This window comes from Nocardia pseudobrasiliensis NBRC 108224 (assembly GCF_001613105.1).
In the GTDB taxonomy this organism is placed as follows: domain Bacteria; phylum Actinomycetota; class Actinomycetes; order Mycobacteriales; family Mycobacteriaceae; genus Nocardia; species Nocardia pseudobrasiliensis.
In genome coordinates, this window is sequence record NZ_BDBS01000015.1 from 48135 (window position 1) to 64423 (window position 16289).

Here is a 16289-nt window from a genome sequence, read left to right on the forward strand (position 1 = left end):
CCATAGACTTGGCTGGTGGCCAGTTACCCGCCCCAGTACTTCCCCGATGAGCCGATCGGCCAGCCGGTCGAACATCCGCACGCCACCACCGTGCTGTTACTCGGGGCCCTGAGCGTATTTTGTTGCGGCGCACTGGGTCCGGTGGCGTGGGCGATGGGTAAGCGGGCGCTGGATCAGATCGAGTACTCCGGCGGCGCGTACGGCGGCCGGGCACAGGTCATGGTGGGCTACATCCTCGGCATCATCGGCACGATTCTGATGGTGCTCGTGGCGATCCTGTTCCTGCTGGTCCTGATCGGAGGGCACGGCTGATCCGGACTCAGTCCAGGCCCGGACGCTCCTTGTCGGCGGGCGCGTCCCAGGCGGGCCATTCGGCGCTGACGCGCCCGGTCCAGCGCGGCTGACGGCGGTCGCGTAGCGCGGCCATCCCCTCGCCCGCGTCGACGCTGTCGGCGACATAGGTATTGAGCTGCGATTCCAGCGCCGCGACCGAGTCCGGGCCCATGCCGAGCCCCTCCCACAGCAGCCGCTTGGACAGCGCCACCGGCAGCGGCGCGGAGCCGGTGGCGATATCGTGCGCGACCGACAGCGCGGTCGGCAGCACCTCGGCGGCATCGAGACTGGCGTTGGCCAGACCCATTGCCTTGGCCTCGTCGCCGTCGAAGGTGCGTCCCGTGAACAGGATGTCGGCGGCGGTGGCCATTCCGGCCAGCCGGGGCAGCAGCCAGTGCGCATAGCCGTCGGCCAGCGCGGACCGCCGAACCTGGTTGAGCCCGTAGACCGCATCGCGCGCCAGGTAGCGCAGATCGCACTGCAATGCGAGCGCCAGCCCGAGGCCGACCGCATGCCCGTTGACCGCGGCGATCACGGGTTTGCGAATGCGCCAGGGCGCGGGGTCGATGGTGGCGGTGACGTCCCCGACGCCGGACAGATCCGCGCCGGCGCAGAACGCGGGCGGAGTACCCGTGACGACCACCGCGTGGATGGTGTCCTCGGTATCACAGCGGCTCAGCGCCGCACCCAGTTCGGAGGCCATCGTCGGGGTGAAGGCATTCTGCTGCGCGGGACGATGCAGCGTCAGCACGGCGACTCCGGAGGAAACATCGACGTGCAGTTCCGAACTCATGCGACGAAATCCTAGTTCTGTGCGCGGGTCGTGCCCTGGTACGCGAACGAGCAGAACACAGCCGGGCGCAATCCCGCAACCGAACCCGACGTAGACGGGCGATCTGCCTATCGGCGCAACACCTTGCGGCCGATCGCCCATTTGTGGACTTCGGTCGGTCCGTCGTACAGCCGGAAGGCGCGCATATCGCGGAAGATCATCTCGACCACGGTCTCATCGCTGATGCCGATGCCGCCGAGGACCTGCACGCAGCGGTCGGCGACCTGGAACAGCTCCTCGGAGACGAAGGATTTCGCCATCGAACTCTCGTGCCGGGCCTTGTGCCCCTGATCCATGAGCCAGCAGGCGTGCCAGATGGTCAGTCGGCACTGATGCAGCGCGATCTCGTTGTCCGCCAACATGAACGACACGCCCTCGTGCTCGCCGATGGTCTTGCCGAAGGCGGTGCGGGTGCGGGCGTGTTCCACGGCAATGCTCTGCGCGCGTTCGGCCGCGCCGAGCCAGCGCATGCAGTGCGTGAGCCGAGCCGGAGCCAGCCGCAGCTGCGCGTACCGCAGCGCCTGACCGGTTTCGCCGAGGACCGCTTCGCGCGGCAGGGTCAGATTGTCGAAGCGGACCACGCCGTGGCCGCCGACGTAGTTGCGATCCATTGTGTTCATGGTGCGTTCGATGACGATTCCGGGAACGTCGCCATCCGTAAGGAACAGCGTGGGGCCTTCGGGCAGATGCGGATTGGCGGCCAGGCGGGCCATGATGATCCAGGTCTTCGCGCCGTCGGCACCGGTGATCAGCCACTTGCGGCCGTTGATCGTGAAGTTCTCGCCGTCGAAGGTCGCGGTGGTGGCGAGCTGATCGGGATCGGATCCCGCACCGTCGGGTTCGGTCATGGCGAAGACCGAGCGCTGGCGACCGGTGATCACGGGCATCAGATAGCGGTCGATCTGTTCGGCGTTGGCGACTTTGGACAGCAGGAACATATTGCCCTCGTCGGGGGCGGCGCAGTTCATGGCGACCGGGCCGAGGGTGGACCAGCCCGCGGCCTCGTAGAGCACGGCCTGTTCGACATGGGTGAGACCGCGCCCGCCGAGTTCGGTGGGGGCCTGGATGGTCAGCAGTTTCTCGGCGCGGGCCAGTTCGACCAGTTCCTGGCGCAGCTCGTCGTTGGGGCCGTGCGAGGTCAGTCGCGGATCGCGCTCGTAGGGAACGATCTTGTCGATGACGAACCGGCGGATCCGGTCGCGCTCGGCCTCGAGGTCGGCGGGCAACGAGAAGTCGATCATCGGGACACCCTTCAGCTTCGCCAATGGTCCGCGGGGACCACCTTGGTCCCGCGAGCATACGACGAGCCGCGCCCGGAACTGAAGGCGGCTGCCGTCAAATGGCGTGCTCGCGGATCGCGCGCAGAAATCCCTCGACGTGCGCGTGGTAGACCTCGGGCCGGTCGTCGTGGATCAGATGTCCGGCCTCGTGGACGAGCACATGCCGCGCATTCGGATGCCCCGCGGCCATCTCCCGCATCTGACCGGGCGGAGTGATGCTGTATTCCCCCTCGATCAGCAGCACCGGCACGCGCACCTCGTTCCACTGCGGCCAGAAATCGCGGGTGCCCCACTCCTCGGAGATATCGCGGAAGGTCTCGACCTCACCGTGCAGGCGATAGCCGTCGGGCCCCGCGGTGAAGGAGTTCAGGAAGTAGCGTCCCGCCACCGGACCGAAGAAATCCAGTACGGCCTCGGCGTCGGGAAACGGCTGCGGCCACGCCGCGATCATGGTCGCCCAATCGCGCGCGGTGCGCCCACGGAAATCCGGCGCCATATCCTCCACGACCAATCCCCGCACCCGATCCGGATATTCGGCCGCGAATACCCATCCGTGCAGGCCACCCATGGAGTGGCCGATCACGATCATGGGTTCGGCGATCGCCGCGGTCGCGGTCGCCAGATCGGCCACGAACGCCTCGGTGCTCAACTCCTCCGGAGCCGCTCGCCCGTGACCCGCCGCGTCGAAGGTGAACACATGCCCCAGTTCGCGCAGCCACGGCAGGTGGTCACGCCAGGTCCGCGCGCTGCCCATCAGCCCGTGCAGCAACAGTATCGGCACCCCGGCGCCACCCTCGTCGTACAGCATCGCCCCCGACGATACGGGTGGTCCGCGACCCGCGCCCGCTCGCTGGCCTAGCCTGGAGGTCATGGCAGTTGTGAAGATCAATGCGATCGAGATCCCCGAGGGCGCGGGCCCCGAACTGGAGAAGCGGTTCGCCGCACGCGCTCACGCGGTGGAGAACTCCCCCGGCTTCCTCGGCTTTCAGTTGCTGCGCCCGGTGGCCGGTGAGAACCGGTACTTCGTTGTGACGCAGTGGGATTCGGAGGAATCCTTCGCGGCGTGGCGGGACGGCCCGGCCAAAGAGGCGCATGCGGGTCAGGCGCGTAAGCCGGTAGCCACGGGCGCTTCGCTGCTCGAATTCGAGGTCGTGCTGGACGTCACCGGCAAGGCCGCGAACTAACTCGTTCAGCGCCCCTTGGCGGCGATGTCGACCTCGCGAATTCCGGGCCGCGCGGTCGGATCGCCGCCGTCGACGTGGATGCGCACATAGCGGGCGGTGATCGGTTCGAGCAGATCGCCGTTCGGCGCGGTCACGACCGTCGACCAGGTGCGATCGTCGGCGGATACCGCGATCGACGACGTGACCGGGGCCGGTTCGGTCCAGCGCGGGGCGATCCGCGCCAGGGTCGTCTCGGAGCCGAGGTCGACGGTCAGATCCGCCTGGGCCGCATCCGGCCGCCAACTGGTGGCGATATCGCCGTCCACGGCCGCCGCGGCGTAGTCCCCGGCCTGCTCGCTGCTGGCCGCGGCGGGTTTGCAGCGGGCCGCGTCGACGGTCTCGGTCAGATCGGGACGGCGGGTGGTCAGATCCAGCGAGCGACCCGAATCCAGTTGGCGTGTCTGCGATCCGGCGTCGATCGGCAGCGGATCACCGGAGCGCAGCGTGACGGTGGTCCGTTCCGGCCCGACCGCGATATCGAAAATCCGTCCCTGCCAATGCAATTTGCGCACGGTGATGCCCTGTGCCAATTGCGGCGGCAGCAGCGGATTCAACTGGATCCGGTCCGCCCGGAACCGCAGTCCCAGTAGGCCGTTGGTGAATTCCTGCACGTATCCGCCCGCGAGCGTGGTGAAGTCGAAGGCGGGCGAACCCGCGAGCGGATCATTGGCGCCCGCCTTGTTGCCACGCGCCTCGGAGAACTGGCCGAACGGCTCGCGCGCGAACGGCCGCGCGGACCGATCCAGATAGGTACCGACCGAACAGCCCGGCTCGCCATTGGCGGCGGCGTCGATCTCGTGGACGGAATCGGTCATCGCCGGGCCGTCGGGATCGGTGCGTTCGGCGTAGTAGTCGAGTGTTTTCGCGGCCGTATCCGGCGACATGGGCCATTCCAGCGGATATTGCAGCAGCACCGTATCGGCCTGTTTGATCTGCGATCCGCGATAACCCTCGTACTGCAGGAAAACACCGTGCAGCGAATCGAAGGGCATGCGCAGATGATCGGCGATCGCATTCCACTGCGGCGGCGCGGGCTGCCCGATCAGACCCGCCGCGGCGGTGGCATCGCGCAGGGCCTCGGCCGCAACGGCATTGGTGTAGACGGCGTCGTCGACGCCATTGCTGTATTCGTCCGGGCCCGCGACATCGCGGATGGAATAGCTGCCGTCGGGATTCGCGGTGACCCGCGCGGCCCAGAATTCGGCCAGCGCCGACAATATCGGCCAGCCGCGCTCGCGCAGGTAGCCGAGGTCCTTGGTGGCCAGGTAGTACTGCCAGGCGGCCAGTGCGATATCGCCCTGCAAATGAATCTGGGTCAGGCAGTGCGGCGGTGACCAACTGTGACAATCGGTATTCAGATCGCCGGTGGCGGCACTGGTCCACGGATAGAACGCGCCGGGCAATCCGAGCCGCCGGGCATTCTCCCGCGCCGCGGGCAGGGTCTTGAAGCGATAGTCGACCACCGATCGGGCCAGGCTCGGCGCCAATTGCAACAGCCCGGGATACATCCAGATATCGGCGTCCCAGAACACCAGCCCCGCATAGTTGTCGCTGCTGAGTCCGGTCGGCGAAATACTGTTGTCCTGTTGCGGATTGGAGGCCGAATACAGCGAGTACAGCGCCCCACGCACCCAGCGCTGAATATCCGGCCTGCCCGGCACCTCGATATCGGCGGCCCACAGCGACTGCCACTGCCGCGCCTGTTCGGCCAGCAGATCCGACCAGCCGCGCTCGGCGGCCCGCTGGGCGGCCTCGCGGGCCGCGCGAGCCGGATCGGGCGCGGTGAGACTCGTATCGACACCCACGTACTTGGTGACCTCGTACGACTTGTCCGGGGCCACGGTCAGATTCACCCGCTGACCCGCGTCCTGCCGTCGCACCTGCGCGTCGCCCGCGGACAGGACCGAGACCACATGCCCCGCCACATCGGTTGTCCTGGTACGGAATTCGAGGTCGAGGGTGTCGGCCGCCGGGTCGGTGAGCGAAACCTGGTCCAGGCGACGGGCCCCGGCCATATCGAGCAGACCGGTGACGGTGGCCTGCCCGCTCCAGTGCGGGGTGAGGGTGACACGGACCGCGGCGGCGTGTTGGTCGGCGCGGTCGGTGAATAGGTCGTACTCGAGATCGGTGGCCCGGCCGTCGCGCGTGGTCCAGGTCAGCGTCGTGCGCACCAGGCCACAGCGCAGATACTCGGTCTGCCGGAAATCGGCGACCTGATCGGGAGATGTTGCGGGGCTGAAAGTTTCGTCACCCACCCCAACCTGAAGGGTGGACCAGTTGGGCAGGGCGGCGGCCACCATGCGACCGTCGGCCAGATCCGGTTGCGCGCCGTACAGTCCGGCCACGAACGCGCCGTCGTAGCGCGGGGTGTACAGCGGCCATCCGGTACGCTCGCCGGTTTCGACATAGCCCGTCCCCGCGGGCGGGATCCGCAGGCCGAGATAGCCGTTGCCCACGACCGGATGCCGATCATAGGTCGCGGCAAAGGAATCCGAATGCGGCGCCCATTCCGCCTGTCCGGCAATACTGTCGCCCGGACAGGGCTGCGCCTGCGCCGGATGGCCGCCGCCCGACCGCAGTACGACCACGACGAGCGCGGCCACCAGCGCGATGACCACGGCCGCGACGATACCGATCAGCAGCCGCGTACGACCGCCGAAGACTTGTCGCGCTTCGGACGCCACAGGGGCAGCGTACCGGGCTTACTTCCACATGAATTCGCGCGGCGGTCTACGGCCTTGGCGGACGGGGAGATACGGCCGGACCAGGCGTCGGCGCGGTGCTGGTCACGCACCGCGCCGACGCCCCGTCGCCGATTCGTCAGCCCTCGAAGCTGGCGTCCAGCTCGATATCGTCGACACCGGCCAGGGCCTTGCTGACCGGGCAGCCGGCCTTGGCGCCCTCGGCGGCCTGCTGGAACGCGGCGGCATCGATACCGTCGGCCTTGCCCCGGACGGTCAACTTGATCTTGCTGATCCGGAAGCCGCCCGCGGGATCCGGACCCAGGGTCACATCGGCGGTCACATCCAGACTCTGCACGGTACCCCCGGCATTGCCGATCTGCGCCGACAGCGCCATCGCGTAGCAGGACGAATGCGCGGCCGCGATCAGCTCCTCGGGGCTGGTGGCGCCGTCGGCGTTGTCGGCGCTGCGCTTGGGGAACGACACATCGTATTTGCCGACGCCGGAACTGGTCAGCTCGACCTGTCCGGATCCGTCCTGCAGGCCGCCGGTCCAAGCGGTGCGCGCGGTACGTGTTGGCATCACTGTCCTTTCACAGTAGGAATAGGTCGCCGTCGCGATCGAACCTACCGTCTCGCGCCGCGCCCGCCCCACCCGTTCGATTTCCTCACTCCGGGTTGGTGACCCGGGCCAGCACGATGCCGCCGAGGATCAGGGTCAGCGCCAGCACCCGGCCGGCGCTGAGCGGATCCTTCTGCACCACGATGCCGAGCCCGATCGCGCCGATCGCGCCGATGCCGGTGAATACGGCGTAGGCGGTGCCGACCGGCAGGGTCTGCATGGCCAGTGAGAGCAGATACACCGCGGCGGCGGCGAGTACGAAGCACAGCAGGGTGGGCAGCGGGCGGGTGAAGCCCTGGGTCGGTTTGATGCTCTGCGACCAGGCGATCTCGATCAGGCCCGCGAAAGCCAGTAGCGGCCAGCCCATTTCAGTATTCCTTTCCCAGTCGCCGCGCGGTCTCGAGGGCGTGCGCGTAGGAGTTCGCATAGGCCTCGCGCAGGTGGGCAAGGTTCGGATCGGTGCGGGAGTTCGCCAGTTCGGCGTGTACGAAAACCGTGTCGGTGACGGCGAAATGGCCCGCGAAGAAGTCGCGCAGATAACGCTCCTGATAGTCGAAGGCGGCCTTGGGCGCGCCCGGGGTGTAGGATCCGCCGCGCGCCGAGGCGACCACGAAACGCTTGTCCGGCAGCGACATTCGCGGGAAGGTCACCTGATCCAGCCAGGCCTTCAGACTCGCCGGGATCGAGTAGTTGTACATGGGCGTGGCGATGAGCACGACATCGGCGGCGCGCAGATCGGCGAGCAGGGGTTCGACGATCGACCACGCCGCGCGCTGGGCGTCGGTGCGCGCCAAGTCGGGCAGTCGGTCCAGATCGGTTCGTGCGCAGGCCAGTACGGCATCGCAGAGTTCGGTCCAGCCCTCGCCGATGAACGGTACGGGATCGGCCGCCAGATCGCGATAGCGGAGCTCGCCGTCCGGATGTTCGGCGTACCAGGTCTCGGCGAAGGCCGCGCCGAGTTCGCGGCTGATCGAGTGGCGGCGGGCGCTGGCGTCCAAATGCAGCAGGGTGGGCATATCCGAATCTCCAATCAAGTGGACATCATGTCCGCTTGATGATGAGCATAGAACCAATGTGGACATACTGTCCACCTTCCTCCGAACGCATTACAGTGGTGCGCATGGACAAGCGCCCCGACCTGCTGAATCCAGTGCCGGTATCCGGCGAGCGGGCCGATGCCGCACGCAACCGGGCCAAGGTCCTCGCCGCCGCGGATACGCTGTTTCGCACCCGCGCCCCGCGCTCGGTGACGATGGACGACATCGCCAAGGCCGCCGGAGTCGGCCGCGGCACCCTCTATCGCCGCTACCCCGATGTGGCCTCCATCGCGGTCGCCCTCCTCGACGAACACGAACGCGACCTACAGGCCCGCCTCCTCAGCGGCCCACCGCCCCTTGGCCCCGGCGCCACCCCCGCCCACCGCCTGGCAGCCTTCTACGCCGCCATGGTCGACCTCCTGGAAACCCACTCCCACCTGGCCCTGGGCGCAGAATCCGGCGGCGTCCGCTTCGAAACCGGCGCCTACGGCTTCTGGTACGCCCACCTCCGCGCCCTACTCACCGACGCCCGAATCCCCCACCCGGACTCCCACATCGACATCCTCCTGGCCCCCCTATCAGCGGATGTCTATGTGCAGCAACGCTCCAAGGGCCTGACCCCCAACCAAATCAAAGCCGCCCTGAACCACCTCGCCCACGGGGTCCTGAAATAACGCGACCGCCCGGCCTGATGGCCGGACGACGGGGAAAAGGGCTGGGGCCCGCCCCAATTTCCCTGGTATCAGGCCGTCAGGCCGGATACCAGGGCGAGGAGCTCAGGCCATGTCGCGGCTGCGGATCAGCCAGAGCGTGGCGATGACGAAGGCCGTGACATAGAGGGTGAGGGAGAGGAAAGCGGCTGGGCGGGAGAGGATGTCGACTACTCCGGGGGTGGCGGTTTCGCCCTTGATGGTGCGCATGGCGTTGGCCAGGGAGCCCGCGGCGGTACCGGGGAGGTGGTCGGTGAGGGGGCGGATCGGGGAGAAGATGGCGGCGACGCCGCGCAGGAGGTTCTCCACGACCAGGACCCAGACCAGGCCGAGCCCGACCGCCAGGGCGGGGCCGCGGGCGATGGCGCCGATGAGCGCGCCCGCCAGGGTCCACATGGCGAGAATCGCCGTGCCCGTGAGGATTCCGATCAGCGTGCGGCCGATCGACGGCAGCGCCAGGGATTGATGCTGCACCATCGCGATCACCGCGGCCACCCCGGTATCCACCACGAAGGCCGCACAGACCAGGCCGATCACGATCACCGCCAGCGCCACGATCGTCCCGCCGATGACGCTCACCCGCGAAGGCCCTTGGGCCAGAGCGGTTTTCCACGTACCCCAGCCGTAGCCGCTACCAACCGCCAACGCGCCGAGCACCAGGATCAGCGCACCCCCGAACATGGCCATGCCCTGGGTGAACACCTCCGGCACCGCGGCGGGCAGCATCTGCTGCAACAGCAGATCCCGGGGCAGCCCGTTGGACATTCGCGAACCGCTACCCGACGAATAGGCCAGATAGTTGAACAGATAGGCGAAGGTGAGATTCAACAGCAGCCACGTGCCGATCAGAATCCACAGCGCGGGCCACTTCGCCAGCCGTGCGAATTCCGCACGCGTACAAGCCAACAGGTCACTCATGACGCCGCCTCCAATTTCGTCATCTCGAAAAAGACCTCTTCCAAAGACTTCTCGTCGGTGCGCAGCTCCAGCAGATCCGCACCGGCCTCGACCACAGCGCGCGCCACCTTCGGCGCCGTCGCCACACCGGCATCGACTCTGATGCCGGCGGCGGTCAGCAACGCGGATCGATCGCCCACTACCCGGCGCACCGCCGGGAATGCCAGCTCCACCGGTTCAGCCCGCAGGAAAAGCGTTGCCGCACCGCGTAATTCGCTCACCGTGGCCTCGGTGAGCAGGCGGCCCCGCGAGATGACGCCGACCCGGTCACAAATCTCCTGCACCTCACTGAGCAGGTGTGACGAGAGCACCACGGTGTGCCCGTCGGCGGCCAAACCGGTGATGAGCGCACGCATCTCGGCCATTCCGGCCGGATCGAGCCCATTGGTGGGTTCGTCGAGAATCAGCAGATCCGGGCGACCGAGCAGGGCCGCGGCCACCCCCAGACGCTGTTTCATACCGAGCGAATACGCCTTGAACCTGTCCTCGGCGCGATCGGTGAGCGCCACCCGATCCAGCGCCTCGGCCACATCGTCGGGCCCGCATGCGCGATAGCGGGCCAGCACCCGCAGGTTGTCACGACCGGACAGATAGGGATAGAACCCGGGCCCCTCGATCAGCACGCCCATGCGGCGCAGGGTGTGCGGATCGCCGGGACGGCGACCCAGCACTTTCGCGGACCCCGAGGTCGGCCGGATCAGTCCGACCAGCATGCGCAGCGTGGTCGTCTTACCCGCACCGTTGGGTCCGAGGAATCCGTAGATCTCACCGGCACGCACCGTCATCGCGACGGCGTCGACGGCGGTATGGGTGCCGTAGCGTTTGGTCAGCGACTCGGTGACCACGACGGTTTCGTTCATGCATCGAGAATCCGCCCCCGGCCCGGTCGGACACATCGGCCGCCCGGCGCGATCGGACATACGTCTCGCGGCGTAATTCGTCGTGGCGACATACCGCCGCGGCGACTACGGCGTTACCGTGCGAGAGTGAGTCCGAACGTACGGCCCTGTGGGCGCGATGTGCTGGTGGCGCTCGTCGTCGCCGGCGTCCAGCTCGGCGCCGGGCGGATGGCCAATCACGCGATGACCCTGCACGGCGTGACCGGCGTGCGACCGCTCGACGCGCTCGGCTACGGCCTGTTGATGGTCGGACCGCTGCTGCTGGTGGTGCGGCGGGCGTATCCGCTGAGCGTATTCGTCGGCGCGCTCGCGACCACGGTCGCCTATCTGATCGCCGGATTCGGCTACGGGCCGATCTTCATCTCACTGATCATCGCCTTCCTCACCGCCGCGACGCGCGGATCCCGCTGGCGCACATATCCGTTCGTACCCGTCGGCTATCTGCTGATGATCTGGCCGCTGCCCGCGCTGCGCGGCAATCCGACCAACGGCTGGCAGATGATCGGGGTACTGGCCTGGCTGTGCGTACTGCTCGCCGCCGCCGAGGGCATCCGGCAGCGCCGCGAGATCCACACCGCCCGCCGACAGCGCGCCGAGGCCGCGCACCGCAACGAACAGGCCGAACGCGAACGCGAACTGGCCCAGCGCGAACAGCGTGCGACCGAGGAACGGCTCGCGATCGCCCGCGAACTGCACGATGTGCTGGCGCACAGCCTGTCGCTGATCAATGTGCAGTCCTCGGTCGCGCTGGAACTGCTCGACCGCAAGCCCGAACAGGCCGCGACCGCGCTGTCGGCCATCAAACAGGTCAGCCGCGATGCCCTCGGCGAGGTGCACACCCTGCTGCGTTCGATCCGCTCCGGTGCGGAAACCGTTGCGGCGCCGACGACTCCGACCGTCGGCATCGTCGATCTGGACGCGCTGCTCGCCCCCGCGCGTGCGGCCGGGATCAGCGTCGACACCGAGATCCGCGGTCCGATCCTTCGGCTGCCCGCGCTGGTCGACGTGGCCGCCGCGCGCATCGTGCAGGAGTCGCTGACCAATGTGATCCGCCACGCCCCCGGCGCCCGCGCGGTGGTCACCGTGGACTACGCGCCGGGCGAACTGCGGCTGGTCGTCGAGAACGACCGGCCCGCGAATTCTCCACAACCATCCCCAGGCGGGGGCAACGGCATCGCGGGCATGATCGAGCGGGCGCACGCCCTGCACGGCGAGGTCACCGCGGGCCGGGCCGAGGACGGCGGTTTCCGGGTCAGCGCCCGGTTGCCGCTCGCTGCGGACGACGAAGGCGGACAAGAGGTCTCATGACGATTCGAGTGCTGATCGCCGACGATCAGGCCCTGGTGCGGGCCGGTTTCGCGGCCCTGCTGGACGCACAGGACGGCATCGAGGTGGTGGGCGAGGCGGACAACGGACAGCAGGCGGTGCGGATGACGCGGGAACTGCGGCCGGACGTGGTGCTGATGGATATTCGCATGCCGGTGCTCGACGGTCTGTGCGCCACGCGCGAGATCGCCGGGGATGCCGAACTGAGTGAGGTGAAGGTGGTGGTGCTGACCACCTTCGAACTGGACGAGTACGTCTTCGAGGCGATGCGTTCGGGCGCAACGGGTTTCCTGGTCAAGCACACCGAACCGGCCGATCTGGTGAAGGCGGTGCGGGTGGTGGCCGCGGGCGATGCGCTGTTGTCCCCCAGCGTGACCCGCCGCCTGGTCGCCGAATTCGCCTCGCGCGCGAAACCCGCGCCCGCCTCGGCGCTCTCGGAACTCACCGATCGCGAGCGTGAGGTGATGGCCCTGGTCGCGGAGGGGCTCACCAATGCCGAGATCGCCGAGCGGCTGTTCCTGAGTCCGGCCACCGCGCGTACCCATGTCAGCCGAATCCTGTTGAAGCTCAATGCCCGCGATCGCACCCAGCTGGTGGTGCTGGCCTACGAGTCCGGGCTCGTGCGGCCGGGCTGGCAGTAGCCCGGGGCGTACGTCTCGAGGCGTAGGCGCGATACCGTCCGCAAACCGATGCCCCGGGCCGCGCTCCGGAACAGGCTGGAGACATGAATACTCACCTGTACGCCACGGCCGTTTCGGTACTGGCCGACCACGGCGATTACGGACATCCCTGGCCGTATTTCTGGATCTTCCCCGTACTGTTCTGGATCGGGTTGATCAGCCTCGGATTCGTCTTCCGGCGGGGCTGCCGACGGGATAGCGGAATCGGCACGCTGCGTTCGTCGTTTGCGCGCGGGGAGATCAGCGAAGAGGACTATCTGACCCGGCTCGAGGTGCTGCGGCGCTCGCGTCGGCGCTTCTGATCCCTACCCGTTTTCATCGAAAGGCCCGCCATGTCCATCCGATTCGGACTCATGACCGTCCCGTTCTCCGGCCGCGCCTGGGCGGAGACCGCCCGCACCGCCGAACAGCAGGGCTATCACACGCTGCTGATGCCGGACACCCTGAACACCCCGTCGCCCTTCCCGGCGTTCGCGGCCGCCGCCGCGGTTACCGAGACGCTGCGGCTGCGCCCCAACGTGATCGCCGCGCCGCTGCGCACGGCCGCCGCCACCGTGCGGGAAACCGCCGCGCTGCAACGGCTTTCCGAGGACCGCTTCGAATTGGGCATAGGCATCGGCCGCCCCGACGCCGCGAGCGAGGCCGAACGACTCGGCCAGCCCTGGGGTTCGGCCGCGAGCCGACGAGCCCACCTCACCGAGGTCGTGGCCGCGGTCCGCGCCGAGGTCGATCCTGCCCCGCCGATCATGATCGCCACCTCCGGCCCCCGCATGCTCGCCCTGGCCGCCCAGATCGCCGACCGCATCGCGCTGGCCGCGGGCCCGCAGGCCACCGAGGACGATCTCGCCACAATGATCGCCCTGGCCCGCGACAACACCGACCGCCCGATCGCCTTCACCACCCAACTGATGGCCATCGGCGACCGCATGCCCCGCTGGCCCGGATCCTGGAACATCCCCACCGCCGACAACCTCCGAGCCGCATCCTCGGCGGCCGCCCTCCCCGCCGACCCCGCCGAAGCCGCGGCCATCCTCGAACACCGCCACGAGAAATACGGCATCGACGAGGTAATAGTCCCCTCCGACATAGCGGATGCCTTCACACCGATCATGGAGCGTTTGCGCTGACACGACGCCCGGCGGGGCCGAGAGGGGAAGCCCCGCCGGGCCGGTGCGACGGTTCGGGGGAATTGTGCTCTCCGGCACAGGGCGTCACATTCGGGGCCGGGGTTTCGTCATTCGGGTAGAGCGCCGGATAGGCGGTGTGGACCGGATGGAGGTTGTCATGGGTGCGCGGATTTTGGTTACCGGTGGGACCGGGACGCTGGGTGGGCATGTGGTTCCGGGGCTGGTGGCGGCCGGGCGGGATGTCCGGGTGTTGAGCCGCAGTGCGCGGGAGGCGGCCGCGGGGATCGAATATGTGCGCGGGGATCTCACGGCGGGGGTGGGCATCGACGCGGCGGTCGCGGGCATGGAGACCGTTGTGCATTTGGCCGGGGATGCCAAGACCGATGAGGTGGCCACCCGGAATCTGGTCGAGGCGGCGCGGCGGGGTGGGGTCGAACATCTGGTTTATATCGGAGTGACCGCGGCGGAACGAATTCCGCTGGGGTATTTCCGGGCCAAGGAAGCGGCCGAGCGGGCGGTCGAGGAGTCGGGGATCGCGTTCACGACGCTGCGGGCGGCGCAATTCCACGATCTGATGTTCACCGCCATTGCGGCACTGACGAAATCGCCGGTGGTGCCGGTGCCGGGCGCGGTGCGGTTGCAGCCGGTGGAGGTCGCCGAGGTGGGACAGCGGCTGGTCGAATTGACGTTGAGCGATCCGCGGGGCCGCGTACCGGATCTGGCGGGGCCCGAAATCCTCGAATTCGGCGCGATGCTGCGCACCTATCTGCGGGCAACGGGCAAGCGGCGGCTCACGATGCCGATGCCGTTCCCGGGCAAGGCCGGTCGCGCCTATCGCGACGGCGACAATCTGGTGCACGCGGAAACGGGTAAGCGCACCTGGGCGCAGTACGTGGCCGACCGGGTCGGCTGAACTACCGATATCGGAAACCGCGCTGGCGGGCGGCCTCGTACAGCACCACGGTCCCGGCATTCGCGGCATTGAGCGAACTGGCGCCACCCCCGATGGGAATGCGCACGATATCGTCGCACTCCGCGCGCCATCGTGCGCTCATCCCCGTCGTCTCGTTACCGATGACGAGCAGAATCGGTTGGGTCAGATCGTATTCCGAGATATCGCTGGCCCCGTGCTCATCGGTTCCGACGACGCGGATCGCGATACCGTCCGCGCGACGATCGCGCACCCAGCGCAACACCTCATCGGTAGACCCCGTCCGCACCACCGGCACCGTGAACAGCGAACCGGTGCTGGCCCGAACGGATTTCGGATCGAAGATATCGGCGGCATGTCCGGTCACCACGATGCCGGAGGCCCCGAACGCGTCGGCGGACCGGATGAGTGTGCCGACATTGCCCGGACTCACCGGCCGGTCGAACACGACGCCGAGAAAATCCGGCCCGGCCGCTAATCGGTCCACATCATCGGGCGGAAGTATTCCGACCGCGATCAATTCGGGCTGTCCGGAATCCCTTTCCCCCAATTCGGCGAGCAGCTCCGGCGCCACATCCACAATCGGCGCACCGCTGCGGCGCACCATCTGCTCGGCCCAGTCCGACAGCGGCCTGTGCTGGGTGCGCAGCAGGCTGTCCAGCGGCCACTCGTGCTCGATCGCCAGCGTGATGGGCCGCACTCCGTGAATCAGGAACCGGCCGGATCGCTGTCGCTTGTTGCGATTGCTGAGCAATGCCTCCCATTGCTGGAACATGGCATTTCGAACGGTGACCTTCAGCGCGTCCAGCCTTCCTGCCGGGCCGGAGCCGACGCGCCCCGACCGCTGTATCCCATGCGGACCCGTCAGACATTAGATCAAATCGGCGAATTCAACTGCCGCCGTTTCGATCCGCGATCCGGAACAGCGCCGTGGCCCTAGTGCCCACCCGAAACGATCGCGCCGGGCGGAATCGCCCCGATTCGATCCGGCGGCCCCGGCCGGTAACAGCGACGATCGCATCGGCGGGCAGCACCGAGTCCAGCGATTCGAGCAATGCCTCGACCTTGCCTCCGCCCTGCCACGAAACCTGTTCGCCATAGGGGATATCGGTCACCACGACATCCGGCGGCATCGGAGCGAGCAGCGCCCGGAGGGCGGCGGTGTCGAAGACATCCGCGCGTCCCAGCGACGCGACCAGGTCACCGCCCGATCCGGTGAGACGATCGGCGGCCGCCAGCGCCGAGAGATGCGCGGCCTTCCCGTACCGATCCGCCAGATCCGCGAGTTCACCTCTGCGCGCGGCCAATCCGGCCGCGGTGAGCAGCCCCAGATTCGCCCGCGCCACCTCGAGCGCCCGCTCGTCCACATCGGAGGCGATCAACCCGGCGATCCGCTCGCGATGCAGCATCGCGAGCACCGTCAGCAGATATCCACCGCCGCACAGCGGATCCCACACCACCGCGCGCTGCTCGCCGCCGCGCAGCTCGACGGCCCGCTGAAAGATCTCCGACGCCAACCGCACCGGAAAGGCGGGCAATCCGGGCGCCGAACGCAATACCGCGCCACTGGCGAGATCGCCGTAGTCGGTGCGCTCGACCGCGAATCGGTACGCCAACCCGTATCACCTCTCGACATCGCGAAAGCCCCACT

Annotated in this window: 19 protein-coding genes; 8 read left to right on the plus strand and 11 right to left on the minus strand. The window is 68.0% G+C overall.

Annotated features, from left to right (window positions below; all coding sequences use genetic code 11):
- The first annotated feature begins 15 nt into the window (after nucleotides 1–15).
- Entirely contained in the window at nucleotides 16–312 is a 297-nt protein-coding gene (locus NP4_RS14230) for a DUF4190 domain-containing protein (RefSeq protein ID WP_067997678.1), read from the plus strand.
- A 7-nt stretch (nucleotides 313–319) separates the two neighbouring features.
- Here the strand turns inward: NP4_RS14230 and NP4_RS14235 are convergent, their stop codons facing one another.
- From NP4_RS14235 to NP4_RS14245, 3 genes are all read right to left on the minus strand, one after another.
- Nucleotides 320–1126: an enoyl-CoA hydratase/isomerase family protein gene (locus NP4_RS14235; RefSeq protein ID WP_067997682.1), complete on the minus strand. Its 807-nt coding sequence runs from the start codon at nucleotides 1124–1126 to the stop codon at nucleotides 320–322.
- Between the two features lie 107 nt (nucleotides 1127–1233).
- Nucleotides 1234–2406, minus strand: coding sequence for an acyl-CoA dehydrogenase family protein (locus NP4_RS14240; RefSeq protein WP_067997951.1), 1173 nt, complete (start codon nucleotides 2404–2406; stop codon nucleotides 1234–1236).
- 94 nt (nucleotides 2407–2500) lie between these two features.
- Nucleotides 2501–3253: an alpha/beta fold hydrolase gene (locus NP4_RS14245; RefSeq protein WP_067997684.1), complete on the minus strand. Its 753-nt coding sequence runs from the start codon at nucleotides 3251–3253 to the stop codon at nucleotides 2501–2503.
- Between the two features lie 61 nt (nucleotides 3254–3314).
- Here NP4_RS14245 and NP4_RS14250 point away from each other — a divergent pair, with 61 nt between their 5' ends.
- Nucleotides 3315–3629: an antibiotic biosynthesis monooxygenase family protein gene (locus NP4_RS14250; protein ID WP_067997686.1), complete on the plus strand. Its 315-nt coding sequence runs from the start codon at nucleotides 3315–3317 to the stop codon at nucleotides 3627–3629.
- Nucleotides 3630–3634: 5 nt separating this feature from the next.
- Here NP4_RS14250 and NP4_RS14255 read toward each other — a convergent pair whose 3' ends face one another.
- From NP4_RS14255 to NP4_RS14270, 4 genes are all read right to left on the minus strand, one after another.
- On the minus strand, nucleotides 3635–6352 hold the full coding sequence (locus tag NP4_RS14255; RefSeq protein ID WP_245997862.1) for a discoidin domain-containing protein: 2718 nt from the start codon (nucleotides 6350–6352) through the stop codon (nucleotides 3635–3637).
- Between the two features lie 136 nt (nucleotides 6353–6488).
- Nucleotides 6489–6932, minus strand: a complete 444-nt coding sequence (locus NP4_RS14260) for an OsmC family peroxiredoxin (protein ID WP_067997957.1) — start codon at nucleotides 6930–6932, stop codon at nucleotides 6489–6491.
- A gap of 85 nt (nucleotides 6933–7017) precedes the next feature.
- A complete protein-coding gene (locus NP4_RS14265; protein WP_067997688.1) occupies nucleotides 7018–7338 on the minus strand; it encodes a DMT family transporter in 321 nt (106 codons plus the stop codon).
- A 1-nt stretch (nucleotide 7339) separates the two neighbouring features.
- Complete coding sequence (locus NP4_RS14270) at nucleotides 7340–7987, minus strand: FMN-dependent NADH-azoreductase (protein ID WP_067997691.1); 648 nt, start codon at nucleotides 7985–7987, stop codon at nucleotides 7340–7342.
- Between the two features lie 104 nt (nucleotides 7988–8091).
- On the opposite strand from NP4_RS14270, the gene NP4_RS14275 reads away from it, so the two are divergent.
- Complete coding sequence (locus NP4_RS14275) at nucleotides 8092–8682, plus strand: TetR/AcrR family transcriptional regulator (RefSeq protein ID WP_067997694.1); 591 nt, start codon at nucleotides 8092–8094, stop codon at nucleotides 8680–8682.
- Nucleotides 8683–8784: 102 nt separating this feature from the next.
- Here the strand turns inward: NP4_RS14275 and NP4_RS14280 are convergent, their stop codons facing one another.
- Both NP4_RS14280 and NP4_RS14285 read right to left on the minus strand, forming a co-directional pair.
- Nucleotides 8785–9636, minus strand: a complete 852-nt coding sequence (locus tag NP4_RS14280; RefSeq protein WP_067997698.1) for an ABC transporter permease subunit — start codon at nucleotides 9634–9636, stop codon at nucleotides 8785–8787.
- The gene (locus NP4_RS14285; RefSeq protein WP_067997701.1) at nucleotides 9633–10535 is read right to left on the minus strand and encodes an ABC transporter ATP-binding protein; all 903 of its coding nucleotides are present in this window, start codon (nucleotides 10533–10535) and stop codon (nucleotides 9633–9635) included. The genes NP4_RS14280 and NP4_RS14285 overlap by 4 nt, the downstream gene beginning before the upstream one ends.
- A 126-nt stretch (nucleotides 10536–10661) precedes the next feature.
- Between NP4_RS14285 and NP4_RS14290 the strand changes: the two genes are divergently transcribed.
- The 5 genes from NP4_RS14290 (at nucleotide 10662) to NP4_RS14310 (ending at nucleotide 14620) form a co-directional block, all read left to right on the plus strand.
- Nucleotides 10662–11882, plus strand: coding sequence for a sensor histidine kinase (locus NP4_RS14290; RefSeq protein WP_067997703.1), 1221 nt, complete (start codon nucleotides 10662–10664; stop codon nucleotides 11880–11882).
- Nucleotides 11879–12541 (plus strand): response regulator transcription factor, encoded by a 663-nt coding sequence (locus NP4_RS14295; protein ID WP_067997706.1) that lies wholly within the window; start codon nucleotides 11879–11881, stop codon nucleotides 12539–12541. The genes NP4_RS14290 and NP4_RS14295 overlap by 4 nt, the downstream gene beginning before the upstream one ends.
- An 83-nt stretch (nucleotides 12542–12624) precedes the next feature.
- Nucleotides 12625–12882, plus strand: a complete 258-nt coding sequence (locus tag NP4_RS14300) for an SHOCT domain-containing protein (RefSeq protein ID WP_067997709.1) — start codon at nucleotides 12625–12627, stop codon at nucleotides 12880–12882.
- 30 nt (nucleotides 12883–12912) lie between these two features.
- Nucleotides 12913–13707 carry an LLM class flavin-dependent oxidoreductase gene (locus NP4_RS14305; RefSeq protein WP_067997712.1) on the plus strand — a complete coding sequence of 265 codons (795 nt, stop codon included), beginning with the start codon at nucleotides 12913–12915 and terminating at the stop codon, nucleotides 13705–13707.
- Nucleotides 13708–13864: 157 nt separating this feature from the next.
- Nucleotides 13865–14620: an SDR family oxidoreductase gene (locus tag NP4_RS14310; protein WP_067997963.1), complete on the plus strand. Its 756-nt coding sequence runs from the start codon at nucleotides 13865–13867 to the stop codon at nucleotides 14618–14620.
- Nucleotide 14621: 1 nt separating this feature from the next.
- Here the strand turns inward: NP4_RS14310 and NP4_RS14315 are convergent, their stop codons facing one another.
- Nucleotides 14622–15413 (minus strand): TrmH family RNA methyltransferase, encoded by a 792-nt coding sequence (locus tag NP4_RS14315; RefSeq protein ID WP_067997715.1) that lies wholly within the window; start codon nucleotides 15411–15413, stop codon nucleotides 14622–14624.
- 115 nt (nucleotides 15414–15528) lie between these two features.
- Entirely contained in the window at nucleotides 15529–16254 is a 726-nt protein-coding gene (locus tag NP4_RS14320; protein ID WP_067997718.1) for a hypothetical protein, read from the minus strand.
- Between the last annotated feature and the right edge of the window lie 35 nt (nucleotides 16255–16289).

Excerpts from the sequence above, each read along its gene's own strand:
- NP4_RS14235 (WP_067997682.1), bottom strand. The coding sequence starts at position 1,126 with ATGAGTTCGGAACTGCACGTCGATGTTTCCTCCGGAGTCGCCGTGCTG.
- NP4_RS14240 (WP_067997951.1), bottom strand. The coding sequence starts at position 2,406 with ATGATCGACTTCTCGTTGCCCGCCGACCTCGAGGCCGAGCGCGACCGG.
- NP4_RS14245 (WP_067997684.1), bottom strand. The coding sequence starts at position 3,253 with ATGCTGTACGACGAGGGTGGCGCCGGGGTGCCGATACTGTTGCTGCAC.
- NP4_RS14250 (WP_067997686.1), top strand. The coding sequence starts at position 3,315 with ATGGCAGTTGTGAAGATCAATGCGATCGAGATCCCCGAGGGCGCGGGC.
- NP4_RS14260 (WP_067997957.1), bottom strand. The coding sequence starts at position 6,932 with ATGCCAACACGTACCGCGCGCACCGCTTGGACCGGCGGCCTGCAGGAC.
- NP4_RS14265 (WP_067997688.1), bottom strand. The coding sequence starts at position 7,338 with ATGGGCTGGCCGCTACTGGCTTTCGCGGGCCTGATCGAGATCGCCTGG.
- NP4_RS14270 (WP_067997691.1), bottom strand. The coding sequence starts at position 7,987 with ATGCCCACCCTGCTGCATTTGGACGCCAGCGCCCGCCGCCACTCGATC.
- NP4_RS14275 (WP_067997694.1), top strand. The coding sequence starts at position 8,092 with ATGGACAAGCGCCCCGACCTGCTGAATCCAGTGCCGGTATCCGGCGAG.
- NP4_RS14280 (WP_067997698.1), bottom strand. The coding sequence starts at position 9,636 with ATGAGTGACCTGTTGGCTTGTACGCGTGCGGAATTCGCACGGCTGGCG.
- NP4_RS14285 (WP_067997701.1), bottom strand. The coding sequence starts at position 10,535 with ATGAACGAAACCGTCGTGGTCACCGAGTCGCTGACCAAACGCTACGGC.
- NP4_RS14295 (WP_067997706.1), top strand. The coding sequence starts at position 11,879 with ATGACGATTCGAGTGCTGATCGCCGACGATCAGGCCCTGGTGCGGGCC.
- NP4_RS14300 (WP_067997709.1), top strand. The coding sequence starts at position 12,625 with ATGAATACTCACCTGTACGCCACGGCCGTTTCGGTACTGGCCGACCAC.
- NP4_RS14305 (WP_067997712.1), top strand. The coding sequence starts at position 12,913 with ATGTCCATCCGATTCGGACTCATGACCGTCCCGTTCTCCGGCCGCGCC.
- NP4_RS14310 (WP_067997963.1), top strand. The coding sequence starts at position 13,865 with ATGGGTGCGCGGATTTTGGTTACCGGTGGGACCGGGACGCTGGGTGGG.
- NP4_RS14315 (WP_067997715.1), bottom strand. The coding sequence starts at position 15,413 with ATGTTCCAGCAATGGGAGGCATTGCTCAGCAATCGCAACAAGCGACAG.